Here is a 21,380-nt window from a genome sequence, read left to right on the forward strand (position 1 = left end):
CATCCCCTGGCCCCTTCCCCCACGCAAGCGGAGGGAAGGGGAACAGAACAAAAGCCGGGCGATGCTTGCATCGCCCCTACGGTTCGAGCGGTTGGGGTGAGGTCCGTTGCTTTTGCCTTGGCTGAACTCTGATGGCTAAAAACTGATCCCTTTTCATCAATCGATTGGATGCACCATGACCCTGTTAGACGATCTCCTGGCCGCGCTGCCCTCCAGCGCCAACATCCTGCACGTCAGCATCGGCGTACACTGGACCGCCGTGGTGGCCCGCGTCGATGGGCAGGACCACTGCGGGCTGGCCTCCACGTTGACCACCTCCACCGAACATTTCGGGGAAGCGACCATCGCCCAGGCGGGCCAGCTTCACACCCTGCCCGCGCGCGAGCTGGCGCAGATGGCTGGCAGCGATCACCCCACGCTGGCGAGCGTCGGCGCGGCAGCGATCAACGCACTGCTGCCCGTGCCGGAAACCTGGGAAAACCTGAACGCGGAGGAAGTCATTGCGGAGCGCGGCGCGGGCAAAACCGTGGCGATGATCGGCGGCTTCCCGTTCGTGCCGCGTCTGCGCCCGCGCGTGGGGGAACTGCTGGTGCTGGAACAGCATCCGGGGCCGGACGAGCTGCCCCGCGCCGACGTGATCGCCATCACCGGCATGACGTTCGTCAACCATTCGCTCGAAGGCTTACTGGCACTGCGCGCGCCGCACGCCACCGTCCTAGTAATGGGGGCCAGCACGCCGTGCAGCCCGGTCCTGTTCGATCACGGCGTGGACATCGTGTCCAGCTCCATCGTGCGCGAGATCGATCCGGTGCTGCGCGCCGTCGAGCAGGGCGCGACCTTCCGCCAGCTTCACAAGGCGGGCGTGGAACTCGTCACGCTTCGGCGCGCGGAAGCTCAACCATAAACCGGCTGCCCGCGCCGGGCGTGCTCTCGACCCACACGCGCCCGCCGTGCAGCCGCACCAACTCCTGCGTGATCGCCAGCCCCAGCCCCGATCCGCCGTGATCGCGCTGGCGTGCGTCGTCCGTGCGGTAGAACCGCTCGAAGACGTGTTTCGCCTGATCCGGCGTCAGGCCGGGGCCGGTATCCGCCACCTCGAAGCGCACCCCGCCGGCGCCCTCATCCACCCGCAGCGTGATGCTGCCCCCGGCGGGCGTATGTTTGAGCGCGTTCACCAGCAGATTGGTGAAGACCTGCCGCAGCCGGTCCCGGTCAGCGCGGATCGGCGGCAGATCCGGCGCAACCTCGACCGCCAGCGCGATGTCCTGATCCTGCGCCAGCGGCGCGAACTCTGTTGCGACGTGCTGCACCAACTCACCGGGCTCGATCCGCGTGAGGTCCATCGAGAGTCGTCCCGCTTCGGCGCGCGTCAGCGTGCGCAGATCCTCGACCAGCCGCCCCAGGTGCAGATTCTGATCGTAGACGATCGCCACCTGCTCCGCGTTGAGCGGGAATACGCCGTCGAGCATGGCTTCGAGCTGGCTGCGCATCACGCTCAGCGGGGATCGCAGTTCGTGCGCGATGTCAGTCGTCATGCGCTGGCGCAGCGTTTCGCTTTCGGCCAGCGCCGCCGACATCTGGTTGAACGAGGCGGCGACGTCCTGAAACTCGACCGTGCCCGTCACCGGGACGCGCGCGCCCAGCCGCCCCTGCTCGATCGCCAGCGCGGACTGCCGCAGGTGGCGCAGCGGACGGACCAGCATCCACGCCAACGCCGCGCCCATCGCCACCGCGAGTACCACCGCGCCGATCGCGGCCATCACCAGCGCGTCGGTCACGTTGTCCAAAAACTGCGTTTCCGCCGCGCTCAATGCCTGGACGCTGCCCGTCTGCCGGAACAGATAGCCCACCGTCCGCCCGTCTACCGCCAGCGGCAGCGCGAGGTCGCGCTCGGACGAGGCCAGCTTTTCCCCTACCAGCGTCTGATCGTTCGCCGCCACGATGGTATATGCCGTATCCGCCACGACGAAACGCGGGCCGCCGCCCTGCCCGCCCTGCCCACGCTGGCCCGGCAGTACATCTTGCGCGCCGTTCCACGAGCCGGTCGAGGCGTAATGCTCTTCGAGGCGGTCGATCACGTCGCCGCTGCTGTTGGCGATATTCTGCTGCCCGACGTAGCTGTGAAAGCTGCTGCGCGTCGATTGGTTGACGATCAGCACCACCGCGCCCGCCGCCACCAGCGCCACCGCCAGGAACGCCCCTGCCAGCCGCATCCAGAGTCTATTCATCGCCGCGCATCCGGTAACCGACGCCGTACACCGTCTCGATGCGCTCGCCCGCCGCGCCCAGCTTGGCGCGCAGATTTTTTACGTGCACATCTACCGTGCGCTCGTACGCGGCAAACGCCTCGCCTTGCAGCCGCTCCAGAAGCTCCATGCGCGTGAAGACGCGACCGGGCCGCGCCATCAGCGCCGCCAGCAGATCGAACTCGGAGCGCGTCAGCGCCAGCGGCTCGCCGTCAAGCTTGACGTCGCGCGTTTCTTCGCTGAGGCTCACCGGCCCCACGCGCAGCACCGGCGCATCCGCGACGAGATCACCGTACGCGCGGCGCAGCGCCGCTTTGACGCGCGCCACCAGCACGCGCGGGCTGAACGGCTTGGTGATGTAATCGTCCGCGCCGAGTTCCAGCCCGGTCGTCTGGTCGGCCTCGTCGTCGCGCGCGGTCAGCATCAGGATCGGCACGGCGCTCTGTTTGCGGATCAGCCGCGCCGCCTCGAAGCCGTCCATTTCCGGCATCATCACGTCCAGCAGCACGAGATCGGGCTGGTCGTGCCGCACGGCGAACACGGCTTCCTGCCCCGTGCCCACCGCCAGCACGGTGAATCCGGCATCTTCCAAATAGGCGCGCAGCGTGCGCCGCAGTTGAGCATCGTCATCGGCAATGAGAATCGTTCGGGACATCGTTTCCTCGCGGGATCGCTCGCCGAGCGGCGCAATACCGGCACACACGCCGCCGCGAGCGACAACTGTTCCTTTCAGCGTAACGGGATTATCGCCACGGCGCAACCCGATGCTCGGCGGCTGTTCTTCGTAGGGATAGGGCAGCCCTATCCGGCTCCGCTCACAACGGGCGGGGCAAGCCCCGCCCCTACGAAAGGCAGAGTTGCCCGTCGCTCCACTGCTATGCTTTTAACTTGCTGCGTAGGTGCTCCGCAAAAGAACACCCCTTCCTTCACACGCCGCGAAAAAAGGGGCCAAAGTGGGGAAAGGGCGCTGTGGGGTAGCGCATCTAGTCGGCAGTGGAAGCGCGCCCCGCCACGCGCGTATAGAACCGCTGCACCAGCGACGGGCGCTGCGGGCGGAAGCGCTGGTTCACGAGGCGGTAATTGAACGCAATCGCCTCGCGGTAATAGTCCTCAAGCTGGGCCATGATCGCGGACCACGGGCGCTGTTCGGCGTCAGCACGCGCGCGCCGCGCCATGTTTAGGCGCAGATCCGGGTGGCTGAGCAGCGCCCCGACCGCCTCGGCAAACGCGGCAGGATCGGCGGAGCACACGAAGCCGGATGCGCCGTGCGTCACCAGATCGCTGACGCCGCCCTGGTCGATCACCACGCACGGCAGGCCCGAGGCCATCGCTTCCTGCACCACCTGCCCGAACGTCTCGCTGGGGCCGGGGAAGGTGAACGCGTCCGCGCTGGCATACGCCGCCGCCAGATCGTCGCCGTACAGGTAGCCGGTAAACACGGTATCCGTCCCGGCGAACAGGGTTTCGAGATCCTCACGAGCCGCGCCGTCACCAACGATCGTCAGCGCCACGCCCGGCACCCGCGCGATATCCAGCAGCAGATCGATCCGCTTCTCCGACGCGATGCGCCCCACGTACAGGCACAGCAGCGCGTCGTCGGGGCGACCCGCCAGCAGCTTTGCGCGCATCTCCGGCGAGCGGTTGGCCGGGCTGAAGCGGTCCAGATCGACGCCCCGCTTCCAGACGCGCAGCCCGCGATAGCCCTGCTCGCGCAGTTGGCGCAGCGTGAACTGGCTGGGGACCAGCGTCAGATCCGCGCGATTGTGCACCGCCCGCAGCCACGACGTCACCGTAGGCGCGAACGCCCCCATGCCGTAATGGTGCGCGTAGGCGGGCAGGTCGGTCTGGTAGTTGGCGATCACCGGCACGTGATGGCGCTGGCCGTAGCGCACGCCCTGCGCGGACATCACCGCCGGGCTGAACAGGTGCACCAGATCGGGCTGGAACGCCTCCAGGTGTTTGCCCACCGACGCCAGCGGCAGCGCGACGCGCGTTTCCGGCGCGAACGGCAGGCCCACCGACGCGACGCCCCGCACGCGGCTCGGCCCCACCTGCGGCGGTGCGATGTCCGGCGCGATCACCATCACCTCGCGCCCGGTCTGCTGCAAGTAGCGCAGCGTCAGGTACGCCGACTTCGCCACCCCGTCCATCTTGGGATAAAACGACTCGGTGACGAGCGCCACGCGGCGCACAGGCGCCAGCACGGACGGCGCAGGCTCCCGGCAGAACAGGTCCGCTTCGTGCCCGAAAACCCGGTCGATTGCATCCGGTTCCAACTGTTCCAGCGCCGCGACGAGGCGGTGAGCGGCCATACCATCCCCCTTGCTTCCAATCCATCGCCCCCATCGTAGCCGCCGCACATTAAACCCGTGCGATCCCCGCGTCAAATGCCTGTTAGCAGCGCGTAAAATGAATTTAAGACGCTGGAATCTCGTCGTGCGTGCGGCTTCGTGGTATCGTGTACGCTCTTGCGCGGTGGGAACACGATGGAGGACGCGGGTGCAGCCAGTGGGACTTTATGCCTGGGGCGGACCCGGCACGATCCGGTTGCTGCGGGTGAAATATCACGCGCCCCGGATCAACGAGGCGAGCTTCATGGCGCTCTACGACGACGCTGCGCTGGCCGAGGCCAAAGACAAGCTGGGCGTCACCGATATGTGGGTCACGTTCTCGTGGGGCTTTTCCAACGCGACCGAACAGCCCGACCGGCGGTTTATCGTCGAGCGCCTGCCCAACTTCGCGCAGTACGACATCGCGCCGCACGCCTACGTGCAGGGCCTCAACCTCGTCACAGACGAGTTCGCGGATCAGGACGTGTTCTGCCGCGATCCGCACGGCAGGCTGCTGCCCTACAGCAAGGGCCGCTCGTTCACCTGCCCCAACAAGCCCGCCGCCCGCGCCGTGATCCGCCAGCGGGTCGAGGCAGCCTGCGTGCACCCCTTCGCGGGCGTATTCATCGACAACCTGATGTTCGGCCTGCCGCCCTTCCTGGTGCGCCAGGATTACACGTCGTTTTTCGGCTGCGAGTGCGAGCACTGCCGGGCCGCGTTCCGGCAGCAGTACGGCTATGCGCTGCCGACCGGTCCGCGCCGCAGCCCGCAGCAGATCGCGGACACGCTCGACTTCCGCGCCCGCACCCTGACCGATCTGTGCGCGGAGATGGCGGGCATCACGCGCAGTGCGGGCAAGGTCTTCGGCGTCAACCTGTACGACCCGTACTGGCACACGCCCGAATTTCACTTCGGCTATTCGCTGTCCGGCCTCGCCCCACACCTGGATTACTACCTGATCGAGAATCACGCGCTCGCCGCCAGCAACCGCCACCTGCTCCCGCTGATCGAGGCGGACGATAAGCCTGTGTTCGTCGTGTCGTACCGTGACGGCATCAGCCACGACCCGGCCTATACCCAGGCCGATCTGGACGCGATCTGGTCCGAAGCGGCGGCGCTGGGCTATTACCCCGCGCTCAAGGCCACCGAATACGTCACGGACGGCGTCTGGCACGCGCTCGACATGTCCAACATCCACGCGCCGCGCCGGGACGCCTGCCCGCCGCGCGCGGATCTGCCCGTGCCGTCCCCGGTCCCGCCCAGCGGCTGGATGGATCGCCGGACTGCCGAGCTTGGCAGCGCCCTCTACGCGCCCGCCCTGCGCACCGCCCTGGAAAATCCGCTGCTGGCCCGCGCCGTCTCCCGCCTCAAGCTCGACACGCGCGTGATGCGCACGGGTCGCCGCTACGGCCCCACGCCCTGATCGCGCCGCGATCCGCCCGAAAACGCAGCGAGGGCAGTCCGTGAACTGCCCCCGCGTCTCCGAAACAGGAGAAATGCCGTTTTTGCGTGCGCTCGCGCGAGCGATCCGCCGCTCAGCCCAGGATATCGCCCAGTCCGTACGCGTCGATCACGTCGTACAGCCGCACCGGGCGACCCTCCCGCATCGACAGATCCATCGCTTGCAGCAGCGCGATCGTGCCCAGCCCTTCGATCAGATCCGGCCTGGGCGTCGTGCCGTCGCGCAGGCAGCGCGCGAAGTAGTCGAAATAGTTCTGGTATTCCCCGGCGTGGTGGCTTCGCCCCTCGAACCGGAAGTAGTACGGCTCCAGCTCGTCGTACTGGTGAATTTCCGCTTCGTCGAACGTCGCAGTATAGCGCAGGTTGCTGTATTCCGCGCAGCCGGAGCCGGTATCGCCGCGCAGCGTGCAGCTGATCTGCGGGTGGAAGTCGTACGGCAGCGCGGGCGCGACGTAACTGCCGCTGCAGCGCGCGATCATGCCCGACCGGGCGCGCATCACGAAGTGCATCGTGTTCGGCGCGTGCAAGTCCCGGTCCGCCGCGTGGCCCGCCACGCGCCCGAAGCCCATCACCTCGTCCACGTCCGGCATGTACCACCGGATCAGATCCGCCCCGTGCGACAGGAAGTTGAACAGCCAGCTAAACCCGTTCCGCGTGCTCCAACCCTTGTCCAGAAACCAGCGCGCGTCGGAATTGTAGGCCGTCTCGATGGTGTGCAGCGCCCCGTAGCGCCCCGCCTCGTAATCCTCGCGCTGGTGGATCATCGGCTCGAAGAAGCGCGTGCTCTGGCCCACGAACACATACAGCCCCGATCCCGCCCATGCCTCATACACCGCCCGCGCCTCGTCCAGCGACGACAGCAGCGGCTTGGTGCAGATCACATGCTTGCCTGCGGCCAGCGCCTGCCGGATGTGCCGCCCGTGCAGCGGATCGGGCGTGTAGATGGCGATGGCGTCGATGGCCTCGTCCGCCAGCATTCGCCTCGTAGTCGAGCGTATAGTGGTCGTACCCAAACTCGGCGCAGCGCTGCCGGCACAACGTCTCGTTGACGTCGCACACCTGCCGCAGATCCCATTCCTCGCTGTTCAGCGCGGCAGACATCGCGCTGCGGCCTTCACCCAGACCTAAGATCCCCAACTGGTAACGGCTGCTCATGATGGACATAGCTCCTCGCCCGACGGCGACGAACGCAGAACACGGCGACATAATCCCGGTAACACATGTATGATACCGATAACATAGCTACATTGAGGGCGAGTGTCAAGGACTATCGAGGACTAGAGAGTGCCGAAAGTCTATCGCTGTGCGGGCACGTCAAACGGGGATGCGCAGCCTGCTGCGGGTTTGCTGTTCTCCCCCTCCAAGCGAGATTGGAGAGGGGCCGGGGATAGGGGCTGTCATGCGATCAGCGCCGCACCGTGCTGGGCCGGACGACCAGATCCGGCGCAAACGCGATCTGGCGCGCCTCGCGCGGCGTCTGGTTGATCTCGCCCAGCAGAATGTCGAACAGCGCGGGCGCAAGCTCCTCGATCGGCTGGCGCACCGACGTGATGCCCAGGAACGCGGACGTGGGATCGTCGTCGTACCCGGCTAGCGCCACGTCGTCCGGCATCTTGAGGTCCTGGTCATCCAGGTACGATTTTGCGCCCAGCGTCATGAGGTCGTGCGCGCAGATCAGCGCGGTGGGGGGATGTTTGGCCGTCATCACCTGATGCGTCGCCGCCGACGCCGCGCCGAGGATGTTCGGCGTATACGCGATCCAGGCTTCCTGGATCGGCAGCCCGGCGCGCTGCATCGCCGTGCGGTAGCCCGCCTCGCGCGCATCGCTGAACGGCAGGCCCGGATGCCGCGTCAGCAGCCCGATCCGCTCGTGCCCCTGTTCCAGCAGGTGATCGACCACCAGCTCGATCCCACGTTTGCCGTCCACGTCCACGTAAGCAAAATCCGCGTCCGGCACGTACATGCCGCCGAACGCCGCAAACGGCGCTTTGATGGCCGACAGGCGCGCAATGCGCGGATCGTCGTAGGCCACGTCCGAGATGATGAACCCGTCCACGCGGCTCGTGGCGATCAGCGTTTCGTACACGCGGTCCGCGCCGGACTGCGGCTGGATGAACGTCAGCAGGTGATAGTGCTGCGCTTCGGCGGCGGCAGTCACAAGGTAAATGAAGCGGTCGAGCACGTAGTTCATGCGGCTGGGATCGTCCGCGACGTGCCACGAATAGCCCACCACGCCCGCGCGGTTGGTGCGCAGGTTGCGCGCGGTGATGTTCAGGTTGTAGCCCAGCGCGGCAGCGGCATCGAGCACCTTCTGGCGCGTTTCGGGCTTGATCAGGTCGCTGTCGTTCAGCGCATACGACACCGTGCCCTTGGCAACCCCGGCCAGATCCGCGATATCGATCTGCGTGATCCGCAGCGAATAGTTCAGCGATTCGGCAGCTTTCGCCACGCGCCGGGAGGTTTCCGCATCGATATCCGCGCTTCCGTTCAACACCTGGAACGCCACGTCCATCGGCACATACGCGAGTTCGGCCACATCTTTTAGCTTCGCCACGATCACCCCCCGGTGCTGTGTTCCAGCACCAGTGTACACAGCGGAATCAAATACCAGCAATTAGCCGTTAGCGGCTGTTAGGCACCCCGCGCCCGCCCGCCAACGACCCGCAACTGCGCGTCACCCTCCCGCTTGACAAACGTTGAAAGCCATTATAACATGATTTTTGAGACGTCTCAATAATTTTCACACCGGTTCTTGATAGCCACCTATCGAGGACGCACCACCCCCTAGCAGGGATGCAGGATTACTCAAATACAGGAGAAAAGATGAAGCAGAAATTGTTCCTTATCTTGGCAGTGGTCATCCTCGTGGGCAGCTTCCCGCTCGCGTCGGCCTATGGGCAAGACGGCTCCGATATTCCCCAGGTCGTCAACCTGCCCGACCAGATCGCAGAAGGCCGTGACGTCACCATCACCGTCAGCAACAAGCCCCCGGCGGACCTTGCCGAACAGCTCACGCTCTGGGAAGAACAAGTCGCCCGCTTCGAGGCCATGTACCCCAACGTGCACATCGAAGGCCTTGAGCTGGACTACGATCCGACTGCCTTCATCGCCATGATCGCGGGCAACCAGCTGCCCACCCTGTTCCAGACCTATTTCACCGAGCCGGAAAAGTTCATCAGCCAGGGCGCAGTCGCAGACCTGACCTCGTTCTTCGAGGAATCGGGCATCGCGGAAGCCTACAACCCCAACGTGCTCGCCATCGCCACCTATGACGGCAAGCTCTACGGCATCCCCACCTTCGCCTATTCGCTCGGCATCGGCTACAACATCGGCATGCTGGAAGCCGCTGGCTACGACGCGCCGCCCGCCACCTGGGACGAGCTGGCCGAGATGGCCGTCGCACTGACCGACAAAGACAACAACGTCGCCGGATTCGCCTTCATTAACGACGGCACGGGCGCTTCCGGTTGGCATTACACCAACATCGCCTACGGCTTCGGCGCGATGCCCGACGACATTATCAAGCCCAACGGCGACGGCACCTACACCGCGACCTTCGGCGAAGGCGCGACCGTTGACGCGCTCCAGTACGTGCACGACCTGCGCTGGACCTACGACGTGCTGCCCGGCGCGTCGCTCGACTGGACGAACATCACCGACGCGCTGGTCTCCGACCGCGCCGCGATGGTCATCTATGCGGGTGACCAGTTCAGCTTCATGAAGTCCAACTTCCCCGATGCGGACCTGAACAAGTACGGCTACGCCCCGGTTCCGGCAGGCCCCAATGGCCGCGTTGCCCTGACCGGTGGTAACCTATGGATGATCAACGGATCCGCCTCTGCCGACGAGCAGGAAGCCGCGTTCTACTTCCTGACCTGGCGCGAACTCGACCCGGCGGAATTCGAGCAGACGACGATCACCCGGTACGAAACCGGCCAGTTCGTCGGCCAGCCCGTCCTGCCGCTCTACGTGGGCGACTACCAGACCAAGCGTGAAGAATTTGAAGCGCAGTACACCGTGCTGCCCGTCGAAAATTACCAGCTCTTCAACGACGCCGTGAAGGCTGGCGAGGTCACCCTCCAGGCCGAGCCGCCCGCCGCGGCCCAGGACTACTACTCGGAACTGGGTGTCCTGGTCAGCGAGATCCTGAGCAGCGAGGGCGCCGATCCGGCCACCCGGCTGGCTGAGGTCGCCGAAGAATTCCAGCTCTTCGTGCTGGACTAAGCACCGTCACGAAATAATGAGTCGGGTGGGCCAGTCCCACCCGACCCTTTTACGAGGCTGTTCTGCACCTTTGGGATGAGAAACCGGATTTCTCGCCCGCTCGTACCCCCGCGATCCGTCAGGGTGGGGCTTGCGCCGCCCGGCTCTCCGCGCCGCCGCGCGGTTGAGGAAGTAGCCGGGAGATGAGGCCATCAGTGCACAGCACGCTCTAAACTATGGAGCAGGCTCATGAAAGTGACTTATCGTTTGAACACGCTGCCGTCTATAGAAGGTTTGACCGCCCGCATTCCGTCACACATTTCCAAGCAAGTTGCCGCCTATCTGTTCCTGCTGCCCGCCCTGCTGATCTTCACGCTGGTCGCGTGGTATCCCATCGTGCGCGCCTTCGAGATGAGCTTTCAGGACGTGAATCTGGTGGGCGATTCGCAGTGGATCGGCCTGGACAACTTCCGCCTGATGCAGCGCGACCCCGCTCTGGACGCCGTGTGGACCAACACGTTCGAGTTCGCGTCGTGGAGCATCCTACTCGGTTATGCGCTGCCGGTGCTGCTCGCCATCCTCATCCGCGAGATGCGCGTCGCGCAGGGCTTTTTCCGCGTGGTCTATTTTCTGCCCACGGTCGTCCCCATTTCGATTGCGATCATCGTCTGGCGTTTGATCTACGACCCGGACGCGGGCTTCCTGAACGGCATATTGGGCCTCGCCGGCATCAGCGCGCAGCACTGGCTGCAAGATCCGGCGCTCGCCAAGCCCTCGATCGTGCTGGTCATGACCTGGGGCGCGTTCGGGACCACCACGCTCATTTACCTGTCCAGCCTGCAGGAAATTCCCGTCGAGCTGTACGAAGCGGCGGAACTCGACGGCGCGTCGCCGCTGCGGCGCATCCGCCACGTCACGCTGCCGCACCTGTTCCCGATGATGTCGCTGCTGTTCGTCTTCCAGGTGCTGTCGGTGGCGCAGGTCTTCACCGAGCCGTTCCTGCTGACCAACGGCGGGCCGGGCCGCGAAACGCTGACGCCCGTGCTGCACATTTATAACCGGGCCTTTATGCGCATGGACATCGGCTACGCCTCGGCGTGGAGCGTCATGCTCGTGCTGGTCCTGATGGTCTTTGCAGGCATATACCAGGGTCTGAACTGGTATCTCAACCGGCCCAGAACCCGATAATTCTTAGCGTGTGCGGAAAGCGGTTCTGCCGCCCGCCTATGTCCTTCCTCCCCAGGGAGAAGGGGCCGGGAGATGAACGTTTCCGCACCCATTTTTACCAGGAGCAAGGCTCATGACGCGCGGCTTTTTATCGGATGTGGAACTGCGCACCACGACGGGACGCATCTACTATTACACGATGATGGCGATCCTGATCGTGCTGGCCGTGATCGTGATGTTCCCGTTTTTGTATGCATTTACGTCCGGCCTCAAGCACAGCACCGAGATCTTTAACTCCGGCCTGCGGCTGTTCCCCACGGACCCGCAGTGGTCGAACTACCAGGAAGCCTGGAACCGCTTCGAGATGATCAAGCTGTTCCGCAACTCGATGATCATCGTCTCGGTGGCCGTGCTGTTACAGATGATCGTCTCGTCGCTGGCAGCCTTCGCCCTGTCGCAGCTCAAACCGCGCGGCGGGCGGCTGATCATGCTCGGCTTCGGCCTCACGCTGATGATCCCCAGTATCGCCTATCTGGTGCCGCTGTTCGTCACCCTGAGCGACGTCCCGATCGTACACGTCACCCTGCTCGACTCCTACTGGGGCCTGTGGCTGCCCTATTCGGCCAGCGCCTTCGCCATTTTCGTGCTCAAGAACTTCTTCGACCGCATCCCGCCCGATATTCTCGACAGCGCCCGCATCGACGGCGCGTCCTCGTTCCAGATCCTGCTGCACATCGTGCTGCCGCTTTCGCGTGCCATCATCCTGATCCTGAGCATTCTGGCCTTCATGACGCTGTGGAAAGACTACCTGCTGCCGATGCTGATCATCAGCAATCCCCAGCACCAGCCCATTACCGTCCGGCTGGAATACCTGACCGGGGAGCATGGCGTCAACCTGCAGATGGCCGCCGCGTTCATCGCGCTGATGCCGCCGCTGCTGATCGCCATTTTGCTTCAGCGGTACATGGTCGCGGGGCTGATGCTGGGCAGCGTCAAGGGATAAAATTACCGGCCTGCGTCCTATCTGCGCAGACTGGTCAATAGCCGTCCCAGGTCCTAACATCGGATCACTCCTATCGCACAGCATTCTGCTGGAGACTTATGCATGTCTATCGTCGAACAATATGCCATCATTCCTGAACACTTCAAGCTCACTTTCAAGCCGAACGCCGCGCCGGACGCCATCGTCCGCGCCGGAAATGCCCGCTTTACGGTGCTCACCGACCGCCTGATCCGGCTCGAATACGATCCGCAGGCGCGCTTCGAGGATCGCCCCAGCCAGGCTTTCTGGTTCCGCGAGCAGCCCGTGCCGCCCTTCGCCACCCGCGAGGCGGACGGCACGCTCGAAATCGAGACGGACGCGCTGCTGCTGCGCTATCGCTCCCGCGACGATCACGGTTTTAGCCCCGACGCGCTCTCGATCACGCTCAAGGCGAGCGGCGTCGAGTGGCGGCCCGGGGACGCGCCGGACGGCAACCTGCTGGGCACGACCCGCACCCTCGACGGCATCAACGGCTATACGCCGCTCGAACTGGGGCTGATGTCGCGCGCGGGCTGGTCCGTGTTGGACGACTCCGCCACACTCGTCTTCAACGACGCGCCCTGGCTGGAACCGCGCGAGGCGGGCACGACGGACTGGTACTTCTTCGGCTACGGCCACGACTATAAGACGTGCCTGCAAGACTACTGCCGCATCAGCGGGCACATGCCCCTGATCCCGCGCTGGATTTTGGGCAACTGGTGGAGCCGCTACTGGCACTACACCCAGGACGAGATGGTGCAGCTCATCAGGGACTTCGAGTCCTATGAGCTACCGTTTTCGGTCTGCATCATGGACATGGACTGGCACCTCACCGAGACGGGCAACGACTGCTCCGGCTGGACCGGCTACACCTGGAACCGCCAGTTGTTCCCCGATCCCGAAGGGCTGATCCGGTTCATGCACGGCAAGGGCCTGCGCACGGCGCTCAACCTGCATCCCGCCGAGGGCATCCACTGCCACGAGGAAGGCTATGCGGAGATGGCGCGGCGCACCGGCATCGACCCGGAAAGCAAGCAGCCGGTCCCCTTCCGCATCGATTCGCCCGAGTTCGTTTCGGCCTATTTCGAGGTGCTGCACCACCCCTACGAAGACATGGGCGTGGACTTCTGGTGGCTCGACTGGCAGCAGGGCCTAACCTGCGCCCTGCCCGGCCTCGATCCGCTCTGGCTGATCAACCACCTGCACTTTTACGACCTGGGTCGCAGCGGCACGCACCGCCCGTTCATCTTCTCGCGCTGGGGCCGCGAAGGCCAGCAGCGCTACCCGATCGGCTTCTCCGGCGACAGCTACCGCACCTGGGACACGCTGCGCTTCGAGGCGTACATGACCTCGACCGCCAGCAACATCGCGTATGGCTGGTGGAGCCACGACATTGGCGGGCACACCAGCGGCGTAGAAGATCCTGAGCTGTACGCGCGCTGGATCCAGTTCGGCGTGTTCAGCCCCATCAACCGCGTCCACATCACCAAGGGCGAGTACTACGACATGCGTCCGTGGGTGTTCGAGGATGCCGAAGTGCTCGACGTGGTGCGCGACGCGCTCCAGCTTCGCCACGCGCTGATCCCGTACCTGTACACGATGGCCCACCGCGCCCACCGCGACAGCCTGCCGCTCGTGCAGCCCATGTACTACGACTATCCCGAGGCGGACGAGGCTTACCACTGCCCGCACCAATACCTGTTCGGCACGGAGCTGATCGCCGCGCCGTTTGTCGATCCCGCCGATCCCGATACGGGCCTCAGCCGTCAGGTCGTGTGGCTGCCCGACGGCGAGTGGAGCAACTTCTTCACGGGCGAGTACGTCGGCGGGGATCGCTGGCAGGCCGTATACGGCACGCTGGCCGATATGCCCGTGTTCGCCCGCGCCGGGGCCATCGTCCCGATGGGGCCGCACGCCGCGTGGGACAACATCGCCAATCCCGAGACGCTGCACCTGCACGTTTTCGCTGGGGCGAACAACACCTTCACGCTCTACGAGGACGACGGCGAAACCAACGCCTACCGCGCCGGGCACGTCTGCCAGACGCATATCGCCCAGGAGTGGCGGGGCAACCGCCTCACGCTCACCATCGACGCGCCGGAAGGCGACACAAGCCTGATCCCGGCGCAGCGCGCGGTCGTGCTGCACCTGCGCGGCGTGCGCGACGCGGCGGATCTGGTCGTCGAGATCGACGGGCGGGCCGTGGACGTGACGCGCGTCTACGATCCCGCAACGGAAACGCTGCGCATCGAGGGCCTCACGCTCGGCACGGCGTCCGCGCTGCGGCTCGTGCTGGACGGCGGCAGCCACTCGCTGCTGGCGCGCCGCAACCGCACCCGCGAGACGGTGCTGCGCCTGCTGCGCTTCTTCCGCCTGAATACCGGCATCCGCAACCGCATCGCCAGCGAGATCGACGCGATCGTGGCGGACCCGGAGCAGCTCGCGCCCTACGTGATCACCATGCAAACCGCCCACGCCCGCGCCCTGTTCGAGACGTTATGTGACGCGGGCGTCTACGCCGTCACGGACACGCACGATCCCACGATGGTCGTGGTGTGGAATAACCGCGACGATGCGCGCATCACGTACCGCTACGCCGACGCCTACCTGCACTTCGGCATGCTGCGCGCCTCGAACCATTCGCACGGCGTCGCCCCGCGCTACGCCGCGTTCACGCCGCCGGGCCGGTCGTGGCGGCACGGCGCGTATGGCGAGCACGTCCACCCGACCCAGTGGCAGGCGCAGATCGATTACCTGAACCTGTTCAGCGTCGCGGAAGAGCACCGCGAGCAAACGCCGTAAGCCGCCCATCGCACGCGGCGGCTGATCCGTAGGGGCGTATTGGGATACGCCCCATGCGCGCCAAGTCAACGGACAGATTTGTGTCCGATCTCTGCGGTGAACGGACATACGGAGCGAGTGGTCGGGCCGGATCGCGTAGGGGTAGGGCTTGCCCTACCCGGCTTTGCTCACACGGGCGGGGCAAGCCCCGCCCCTACGAAAAGCAGAGTCGCACAGCACGCCGCTGGACTGCTTAACCGGTGTAAATGGGGCGTACGCAATACGCCCCTACAAAATTCTTCCCGCCCCAGGCTGATCGGAAAGAGGCCAGGGCGAGGTCGCGGGCGCTTTTCGTGTCTTTGCCGTTAACGAATAACCGGCGACGAACAACTTACAACTTTCAATGTTCAACGAAAGGATCTGCCGTACCATGACCTCCGAATGGATGCTCTCCCGGCGCACGCTGATCCGGTCGGCGGGGCTGTTGGCGGGCGGCCTGCTGTCTGGGGCCATCTCGTTCGACCCGGCCCGCGCCCAGTCCGGCGAGGCGGAAGGCAGCGCGCGTCCCCTGCTGATGGCGCACTACATGCCCTGGTACATGTCGCGCGCCAAACGCGGCAACTGGGGCTGGCACTGGACGATGGATCACTTCAACCCGTCCGAGACGGATGAAAACGGACGGCCACAGATCGCGTCGCACTTCATGCCGCTGACCGGCCCCTACGACTCCGGCGATCCGATCGTGCTCGAATACCAGACGCTGCTCATGAAGGCCAGCGGCATCGACGGCGTGATCGTTGACTGGTACGGGATCGAGGACTTCCGCGACTACGGCGACCTCAATAAAAACACGGGGGCGCTGTTCGACGCCGTGAAAAACGCCGGGCTGAAGTTCGCCGTGTGCTACGAGGATCGCACCGTCAAATACATGGTCGAGGCGGGGCATTTCACGGATGAGGAAGCGCTCGCGCACGGGCAGGACGTGATGCGCTACCTGCAAGAGCAGTGGTTTACCGATGATAGTTATCTCAAGTACAACGGGCAGCCGGTGCTGCTGACCTTCGGCCCGCAGTACTTCAAAAGCTCAACGGCGTGGGAGACCCTGCGCGCGACCATCGATCCAGCGCCAGGGCTGGTCACGCTCGACGGTCACCGCGTCATGGACGAGCTGGCGAGCTATCCCTGGCCGCCGATGGCGGGCGGCGTGACGCTCAACCGCGCCGCGATCGAAGCCTACCTGACGCAGTTCTACCGCAAAGCCGCCCGCAGCGAGTATATGGTCGGCGGCGCGTTCCCCGGCTTCTATGACATCTATGCTGAGGCGGGCGTGCAGGCCAGCTACGGCTACCTGGACGCGGAAGACGGCGAAACGTTCCGCTATACGCTGCAACTGGCGCTGGACCAAAACCCGGACGTGATCCAGCTCATCACCTGGAACGATTACGGCGAGGGGACCAACATCGAACCGGCGGAGGAATACGGGTACCGCTACCTGGAGACGGTGCAGGACGTGCGCCGTGCGCTGCCCGGCGGCGAGGACTTCCCGTACAGCGCCGACGATCTGCGCCTGCCGTTCGAGATCTACACGCTGCGCAAGGACAACTATGGCGACGAGGCCGTCAACGCCGATCTGGACGCCGCCGCGTCCGCAATCCTCGCCGGCGACGCGCCCACCGCTGCCGAGATTCTAGGTGGGTTGGAGGCATAAAAGCACCTCACCCCCGGCTCCTCTCCAATCAAGTTGGAGAGGGGAGCAAGCAAATCGAGCAATTAATTGTGTAGGGGCGGGTCTGTGACCCGCCCTGTTTTTGCTCCTGGCTGACGTCTAACCGCTGATCGCTATTTTCACCAGCGCCGATCCGTCCTCCGGTAGATCGTCAAAGCGCAGCCCGGCGTCCATCAGATCCCGCCCGCACATCTCCACGCCGCGCTCGCCCTCCACCGTCTCGACCGTGTACATACAGTCGGTCCGCAGCCTCGCCAGCCGGATCGCTCGCGACGCCTCCGCCCCTGCCAGCCGGAACACGAACAGCAGGTGCGCCGCGCCGTCCGGCAGGCGGTACTGAAACGCGCACCAGCGATCGCTGCTGCCATCGCGCTGAGGCTGATCCGTCAGCCGGAACACGTCCGCCTCGCGCACGAAGCGCCGCACCTGTTCGCGGTACACGCGGATGTGCCCTGCCAGCCGCGCCCGCACCCAGTCCGGCAGATCGGGCAGCTTCTGCGAGATCCCCATCGCGCCCAGCATGGCGATGCGCGTATAGGTGTCGAGCTGGTGCGGCGTCAGGGCTGGATCGCGCGGATCGAATGTCTGCTGCGCGGGCCGGTCCGGGTTACACCACTCGCTGAAGCTCCAATGCAGGCATGCGTCCGGCGCGAGCATCGTGCTCGCCCCCCAAAAGATCTGCAAATCGTGCGTGGGCCAGTCGGGATCGCTCAAAAACGTCAAATGCGTGTGGCGCAGCATTTCCAGGTCGATGCGCAGCCCGCCCGACGAGCAGTTTTCCAGCACCACCTCGGGGAAGCGCGCCCGCAGACGGTCCAGCACGCGGTAGTAGGCGTGATAGTGCGCCAGCAGACCGTCGCCCGCGCCGTGCCCGTGATCGATCCGGCTGCAGCCTGCGCCGGGATCGACGTTGAAGTCCAGCTTCACCCAGTCGCACGCCGTCTCCTCGATCAGCCGCGCCAGCATCGCATACGCCCAGTCTTCAGCCGCCGGATTCCCCAAACAGACATACCCCAGCGATTCGCCATCACGCAGCGCGGGGAAATCGGGATGATCCACTGCCAGCGCGGCCTGCTCGCCCAGCCCTTCGATCTCGCACCACAACCCGAACTTCAGCCCCTTCGCGCGCGTATAATCCGCCACCGCCGCCAGCCCGCTCGGAAAACGCGCCCGGTTCACCCTGTCCCAGTCGCCGCGCAGCGCATACCACGGGCTGCCCGCCTCGCTGGGGCCGAACCAGCCCGCGTCCAGCACCGCGATCTCGCAGCCCATCGCCGCCGCCGCATCGACGTTGGCGCGGAACACGTTCTCGTCGATGTCCCTGTCTTCGTAGCTCCACCAGTGGTTCCACTCGACCGGCAGTTGCGCGGAGAGCGCGTTACGCGGATACCACCACTGGCGGCCCACCCGCGCGAACTGCTGCGACGCGGCATTGAGATCCGCCCCCAGCGCCACGACGACGCGCGGCGTGTCGAGCGAGTCGCCGGGCATCAGGTCGCGCGCGAAGGCCCAATCGTGGAGCCCGCCGCTGAGCAAAACGCCGCCGTCCCCCGGCTCGAAGCGCATCACCCAATTGCCGGACCACGCCACCGCGCCGGAAAACACCGCGCCGTCCGCCCCGATCAGCGCGAACCACGGATGCTGCCCTTTCGATGCGCGCCCGTACCGCGTTTCGAGCGCCACCGCCTCGCGCAGCGGCACGCGCCGCAGATCGAACTCGCGGCCCCAGTCGCTGTCGTAATGCAGCAGCGTATAGTCGTCCGGCGGCAGGCTCCACGCCAGCGAATCGACCCGCGTGACGTGCAGCGGCTCGCCGCCCACGTTGCGCACCGTCTGCCACGTCTCGACCAGCGCCGCGCCTTCGTAGCCGCGCAGATGGTGATCGACCTGCACGCGCCCATCCCCGAACCGCGCGACGATCTGCGTAATGCCCGTCTCCGCGTCCGCCTCGCCCACGCCTACCAGCGGCAGCGACGACGCATCGTACCGCTGCCTGTCGATCTCCACGCCGAACAGCCCCGGCGGCGCATCGCCCAGCCACGACCGCCCCGGCGCGCCAAACCCCTCCACGCGCAGACGGTCCCCTTCGGCAGACAAATCGAGACTCATCCCCGGCGTCAGCAGCGAGATCAGGCGTGGATCTTCCATAGCACGATGCTCCTTGAGCAGACCGAAGACGGCGCAGCAGATGATCACAATGGGATACGTTGTAATGGGGATCTATTGTCAAGCAGCGGCTCATTCCGCGCGAGCAGATCGATCCAGGACTCAAGCCCGGCTAATGGCTGATCGCTAACCGCTGCTTTCCTTCATCGCCCGGATCGCCTGAACCACCGCGCGGTTGGCGAGATACGCGCACAGGCTGCCGGAGATGATGATCCACGCGGGCGGCAGGATCAGCACGCTCGGCACGGCGACCGCCAGCACCAGCAGCACCGCCCACAGCACCGGTCCCGGCTGGCGCAGCAGCATCACGGCGCTGTTGCGCAGTGCGGTCACGAAGCGTCGATCCGACTGTTCGAGCAGCAGCGGGAACGTGAACAGGGTCAGCTCGCCCCACAGCGCCAGCAGGATCACGAACGCGGTCTGCACCGCGCCCGCCCAGTCCGCATCGACCCACCCGTAAAACCACACGTTCACGCCCAGCACGCCAAAGGCGGCGGCATTGATCGCCGCCCAGCGCCAGCTCAGCCAGAACTGCTCGCGGAAGCCCTCCCAGAAGACGCGCCACCCGGCACTGCTGCCGTGCGCTAATCGGTTCGTGGCGTGGAACAGCGCGCCCAGCGCGGGCACCGCCGTGATCACCGGCAGCGAGGTCACCACCCACAGCAAGTTGACCACGATCAGGTCGCCCGCCTGATAGTACGCCTCCCACAGACGATCCGCGTTGTCCTCACGCACGCGCAGTCGCGGCACGAGAATCTCCTTACGCGCCCTTGAGCACGGGACGCGCGAGCGCCGCCATGCCCAGGTACAGCAGCGCGCCAACCATCAGCGCCAGCCCGAAGCCCCACGTCATCGACAGCACCACGGCCAGCACCGATCCCAGTACGGAAAATGCACCGTTCACGGCCCACAGCAGCGCCACACGCTGCCGGATCTGCCCCGCGCGGCGCATCAGGCTGGGGAACGGGATGCCCATCGGCACGCCGACCAGTGCCGTCAGCAGCACGACCGCCAGCACGCGCACAATCAGCGGCTGAGGCAGCAGCGCGTCCGCCACGGACGACACCGCGACACGGTACAGCAGCGCCACGCCCGCGATCCACAGCCCGGCGACCGTCACGCGGGCCGGAAGCTGCAACGCAGTCCAGCGCTGGCTGAGCAGACTGCCCGCCCCGCCGGACAGCAGCAGCGTGAACAGCACCGCCGCCAGCGCCACCACCGGATAGCCGAGCAGCAGTTGGAAGTGTTGGATCAGCGGCACTTCAACCAGCATGAAGCCCACCCCGATCAGCGCCGCGTAGAGCATCATGCCGCCCCACGCCCACACGCTGTCCCGGCTGTTTTCGGGCGCGCCCATCAACAGCGCGAACATCGCCAGCCCGCCCGCCAGGAACAGCGCCGTCACCAGCGCGGACTGCACCGGGCCCGGCAGGCCCTGGTCGAGATGGAAGAAATACGGGCTGTCGTCGCCGGTCGGCTCCAGGTTATAGGCCGCGTCCTCGTCGATGAACGCGTCCAGGCTCGTGCCACTGCGCAGCGGCTCGAAACCGAGTTCCTGCACGCCCGGCAGGAACAACGCCTGCAGGCCCATCGACCGCGCGCTGGCGCTCACCGCGTCGAGCGCGTCCGGCGTCAGCGCCTCTTTGCCGACCACCAGCGCCGTGGTGCGCAGCGTCGCGTCCTCGGCGGGCAGCATCCACATCACCATGTGATCGAGCGCTTCCGCCGGGGGCGTGCCCATCTCGTCCAGCGCGCGGATCGCCGTCAGCGCGGCGCGGCTGGCTTCCAGCGCGTTGTGCGAGATGATGGCGATGTGCCCGCCTGGGGCGAGCCGTTCCAGATACGTCTCGAACGCCTGCCACGTGAAGATGTAGTTCTCCACCAGCACCTGGCTGCCCGGCTCCGCCGCCTGCGTATAGACCAGATTCAGGTAGATCAGGTCGTACGTGTTCTCGTCGCGCTCGGCGAAGGTGCGCGCGTCGCCCTCGACCAGCCGCACCTGGGGCAGATCGAGGATGCCGCCGTTGTAAGCCGCGTCGTCGCGCGTGACCTGCACCACGGCGGGATTCACCTCCACGGCGGTCACGTCCTGCGCCCCGGCCATCAGCGCCAGCACGACGTCCTTACCGCCGCCCGCGCCGATCACCAGCGTGCGATCCGCGTTCAGCGCGAACGGCACATCATCGACCGTGCCCCGCCACGACGCGGCGCTCTCCGGCGTGCCGTCGTAACGCAGCATGTAGCTGCCCGCGCCGCCGTCGGAAAAGATGTATTTCGCT

The 21,380-nt window shown here is 65.7% G+C and carries 15 protein-coding genes; 7 read left to right on the forward strand and 8 right to left on the reverse strand.

Annotation, left to right across the window (positions count from 1 at the left end; all coding sequences use genetic code 11):
• The first annotated feature begins 175 nt into the window (after positions 1-175).
• Positions 176-904 carry a Rossmann-like domain-containing protein gene (locus tag V7116_RS18930; RefSeq protein WP_324393529.1) on the forward strand — a complete coding sequence of 243 codons (729 nt, stop codon included), beginning with the start codon at positions 176-178 and terminating at the stop codon, positions 902-904.
• On the opposite strand, the gene V7116_RS18935 is transcribed toward V7116_RS18930, so the two are convergent.
• From V7116_RS18935 to V7116_RS18945, 3 genes are all read right to left on the reverse strand, one after another.
• Positions 873-2,228, reverse strand: coding sequence for a sensor histidine kinase (locus tag V7116_RS18935; RefSeq protein ID WP_324393530.1), 1,356 nt, complete (start codon positions 2,226-2,228; stop codon positions 873-875). The two genes, V7116_RS18930 and V7116_RS18935, sit on opposite strands and share 32 nt — an antisense overlap.
• On the reverse strand, positions 2,221-2,901 hold the full coding sequence (locus tag V7116_RS18940) for a response regulator transcription factor (protein ID WP_324393531.1): 681 nt from the start codon (positions 2,899-2,901) through the stop codon (positions 2,221-2,223). Before V7116_RS18940 ends, V7116_RS18935 begins: the two co-directional genes overlap by 8 nt.
• Positions 2,902-3,229: 328 nt before the next feature.
• The gene (locus tag V7116_RS18945; protein ID WP_324393532.1) at positions 3,230-4,558 is read right to left on the reverse strand and encodes a glycosyltransferase family 4 protein; all 1,329 of its coding nucleotides are present in this window, start codon (positions 4,556-4,558) and stop codon (positions 3,230-3,232) included.
• 187 nt (positions 4,559-4,745) lie between these two features.
• On the opposite strand from V7116_RS18945, the gene V7116_RS18950 reads away from it, so the two are divergent.
• Positions 4,746-5,999 carry a hypothetical protein gene (locus V7116_RS18950; protein ID WP_324393533.1) on the forward strand — a complete coding sequence of 418 codons (1,254 nt, stop codon included), beginning with the start codon at positions 4,746-4,748 and terminating at the stop codon, positions 5,997-5,999.
• A gap of 112 nt (positions 6,000-6,111) precedes the next feature.
• Here the strand turns inward: V7116_RS18950 and V7116_RS18955 are convergent, their stop codons facing one another.
• Together V7116_RS18955 and V7116_RS18960 are read right to left on the reverse strand one after the other, a co-directional pair.
• The gene (locus V7116_RS18955; RefSeq protein ID WP_349258549.1) at positions 6,112-7,014 is read right to left on the reverse strand and encodes a Gfo/Idh/MocA family protein; all 903 of its coding nucleotides are present in this window, start codon (positions 7,012-7,014) and stop codon (positions 6,112-6,114) included.
• A gap of 428 nt (positions 7,015-7,442) precedes the next feature.
• On the reverse strand, positions 7,443-8,591 hold the full coding sequence (locus V7116_RS18960; RefSeq protein WP_324393535.1) for a substrate-binding domain-containing protein: 1,149 nt from the start codon (positions 8,589-8,591) through the stop codon (positions 7,443-7,445).
• Positions 8,592-8,860: 269 nt separating this feature from the next.
• On the opposite strand from V7116_RS18960, the gene V7116_RS18965 reads away from it, so the two are divergent.
• The 5 genes from V7116_RS18965 to V7116_RS18985 all read left to right on the forward strand — a co-directional run bounded on the left by V7116_RS18965 (position 8,861) and on the right by V7116_RS18985 (position 16,917).
• Positions 8,861-10,261, forward strand: coding sequence for an ABC transporter substrate-binding protein (locus V7116_RS18965; protein ID WP_324393536.1), 1,401 nt, complete (start codon positions 8,861-8,863; stop codon positions 10,259-10,261).
• A gap of 228 nt (positions 10,262-10,489) precedes the next feature.
• Positions 10,490-11,428, forward strand: a complete 939-nt coding sequence (locus V7116_RS18970) for a carbohydrate ABC transporter permease (protein WP_324393537.1) — start codon at positions 10,490-10,492, stop codon at positions 11,426-11,428.
• 112 nt (positions 11,429-11,540) lie between these two features.
• Complete coding sequence (locus tag V7116_RS18975) at positions 11,541-12,410, forward strand: carbohydrate ABC transporter permease (RefSeq protein ID WP_324393538.1); 870 nt, start codon at positions 11,541-11,543, stop codon at positions 12,408-12,410.
• A gap of 102 nt (positions 12,411-12,512) precedes the next feature.
• On the forward strand, positions 12,513-15,230 hold the full coding sequence (locus V7116_RS18980; protein WP_324393539.1) for a glycoside hydrolase family 31 protein: 2,718 nt from the start codon (positions 12,513-12,515) through the stop codon (positions 15,228-15,230).
• Positions 15,231-15,639: 409 nt separating this feature from the next.
• Complete coding sequence (locus V7116_RS18985) at positions 15,640-16,917, forward strand: glycoside hydrolase family 71/99-like protein (protein WP_324393540.1); 1,278 nt, start codon at positions 15,640-15,642, stop codon at positions 16,915-16,917.
• A 117-nt stretch (positions 16,918-17,034) separates the two neighbouring features.
• Here the strand turns inward: V7116_RS18985 and V7116_RS18990 are convergent, their stop codons facing one another.
• From V7116_RS18990 to V7116_RS19000, 3 genes are all read right to left on the reverse strand, one after another.
• On the reverse strand, positions 17,035-19,083 hold the full coding sequence (locus V7116_RS18990) for an alpha-galactosidase (RefSeq protein ID WP_324393541.1): 2,049 nt from the start codon (positions 19,081-19,083) through the stop codon (positions 17,035-17,037).
• 144 nt (positions 19,084-19,227) lie between these two features.
• Positions 19,228-19,851: a YesL family protein gene (locus V7116_RS18995; RefSeq protein WP_324393542.1), complete on the reverse strand. Its 624-nt coding sequence runs from the start codon at positions 19,849-19,851 to the stop codon at positions 19,228-19,230.
• Positions 19,852-19,861: 10 nt separating this feature from the next.
• A partial coding sequence (locus V7116_RS19000; protein ID WP_324393543.1) for a hypothetical protein occupies positions 19,862-21,380 on the reverse strand: 1,519 nt, incomplete at its 5' end.

The sequence above is a fragment of the Aggregatilinea sp. genome, from assembly GCF_036822615.1.
Lineage (GTDB): Bacteria > Chloroflexota > Anaerolineae > Aggregatilineales > Aggregatilineaceae > Aggregatilinea.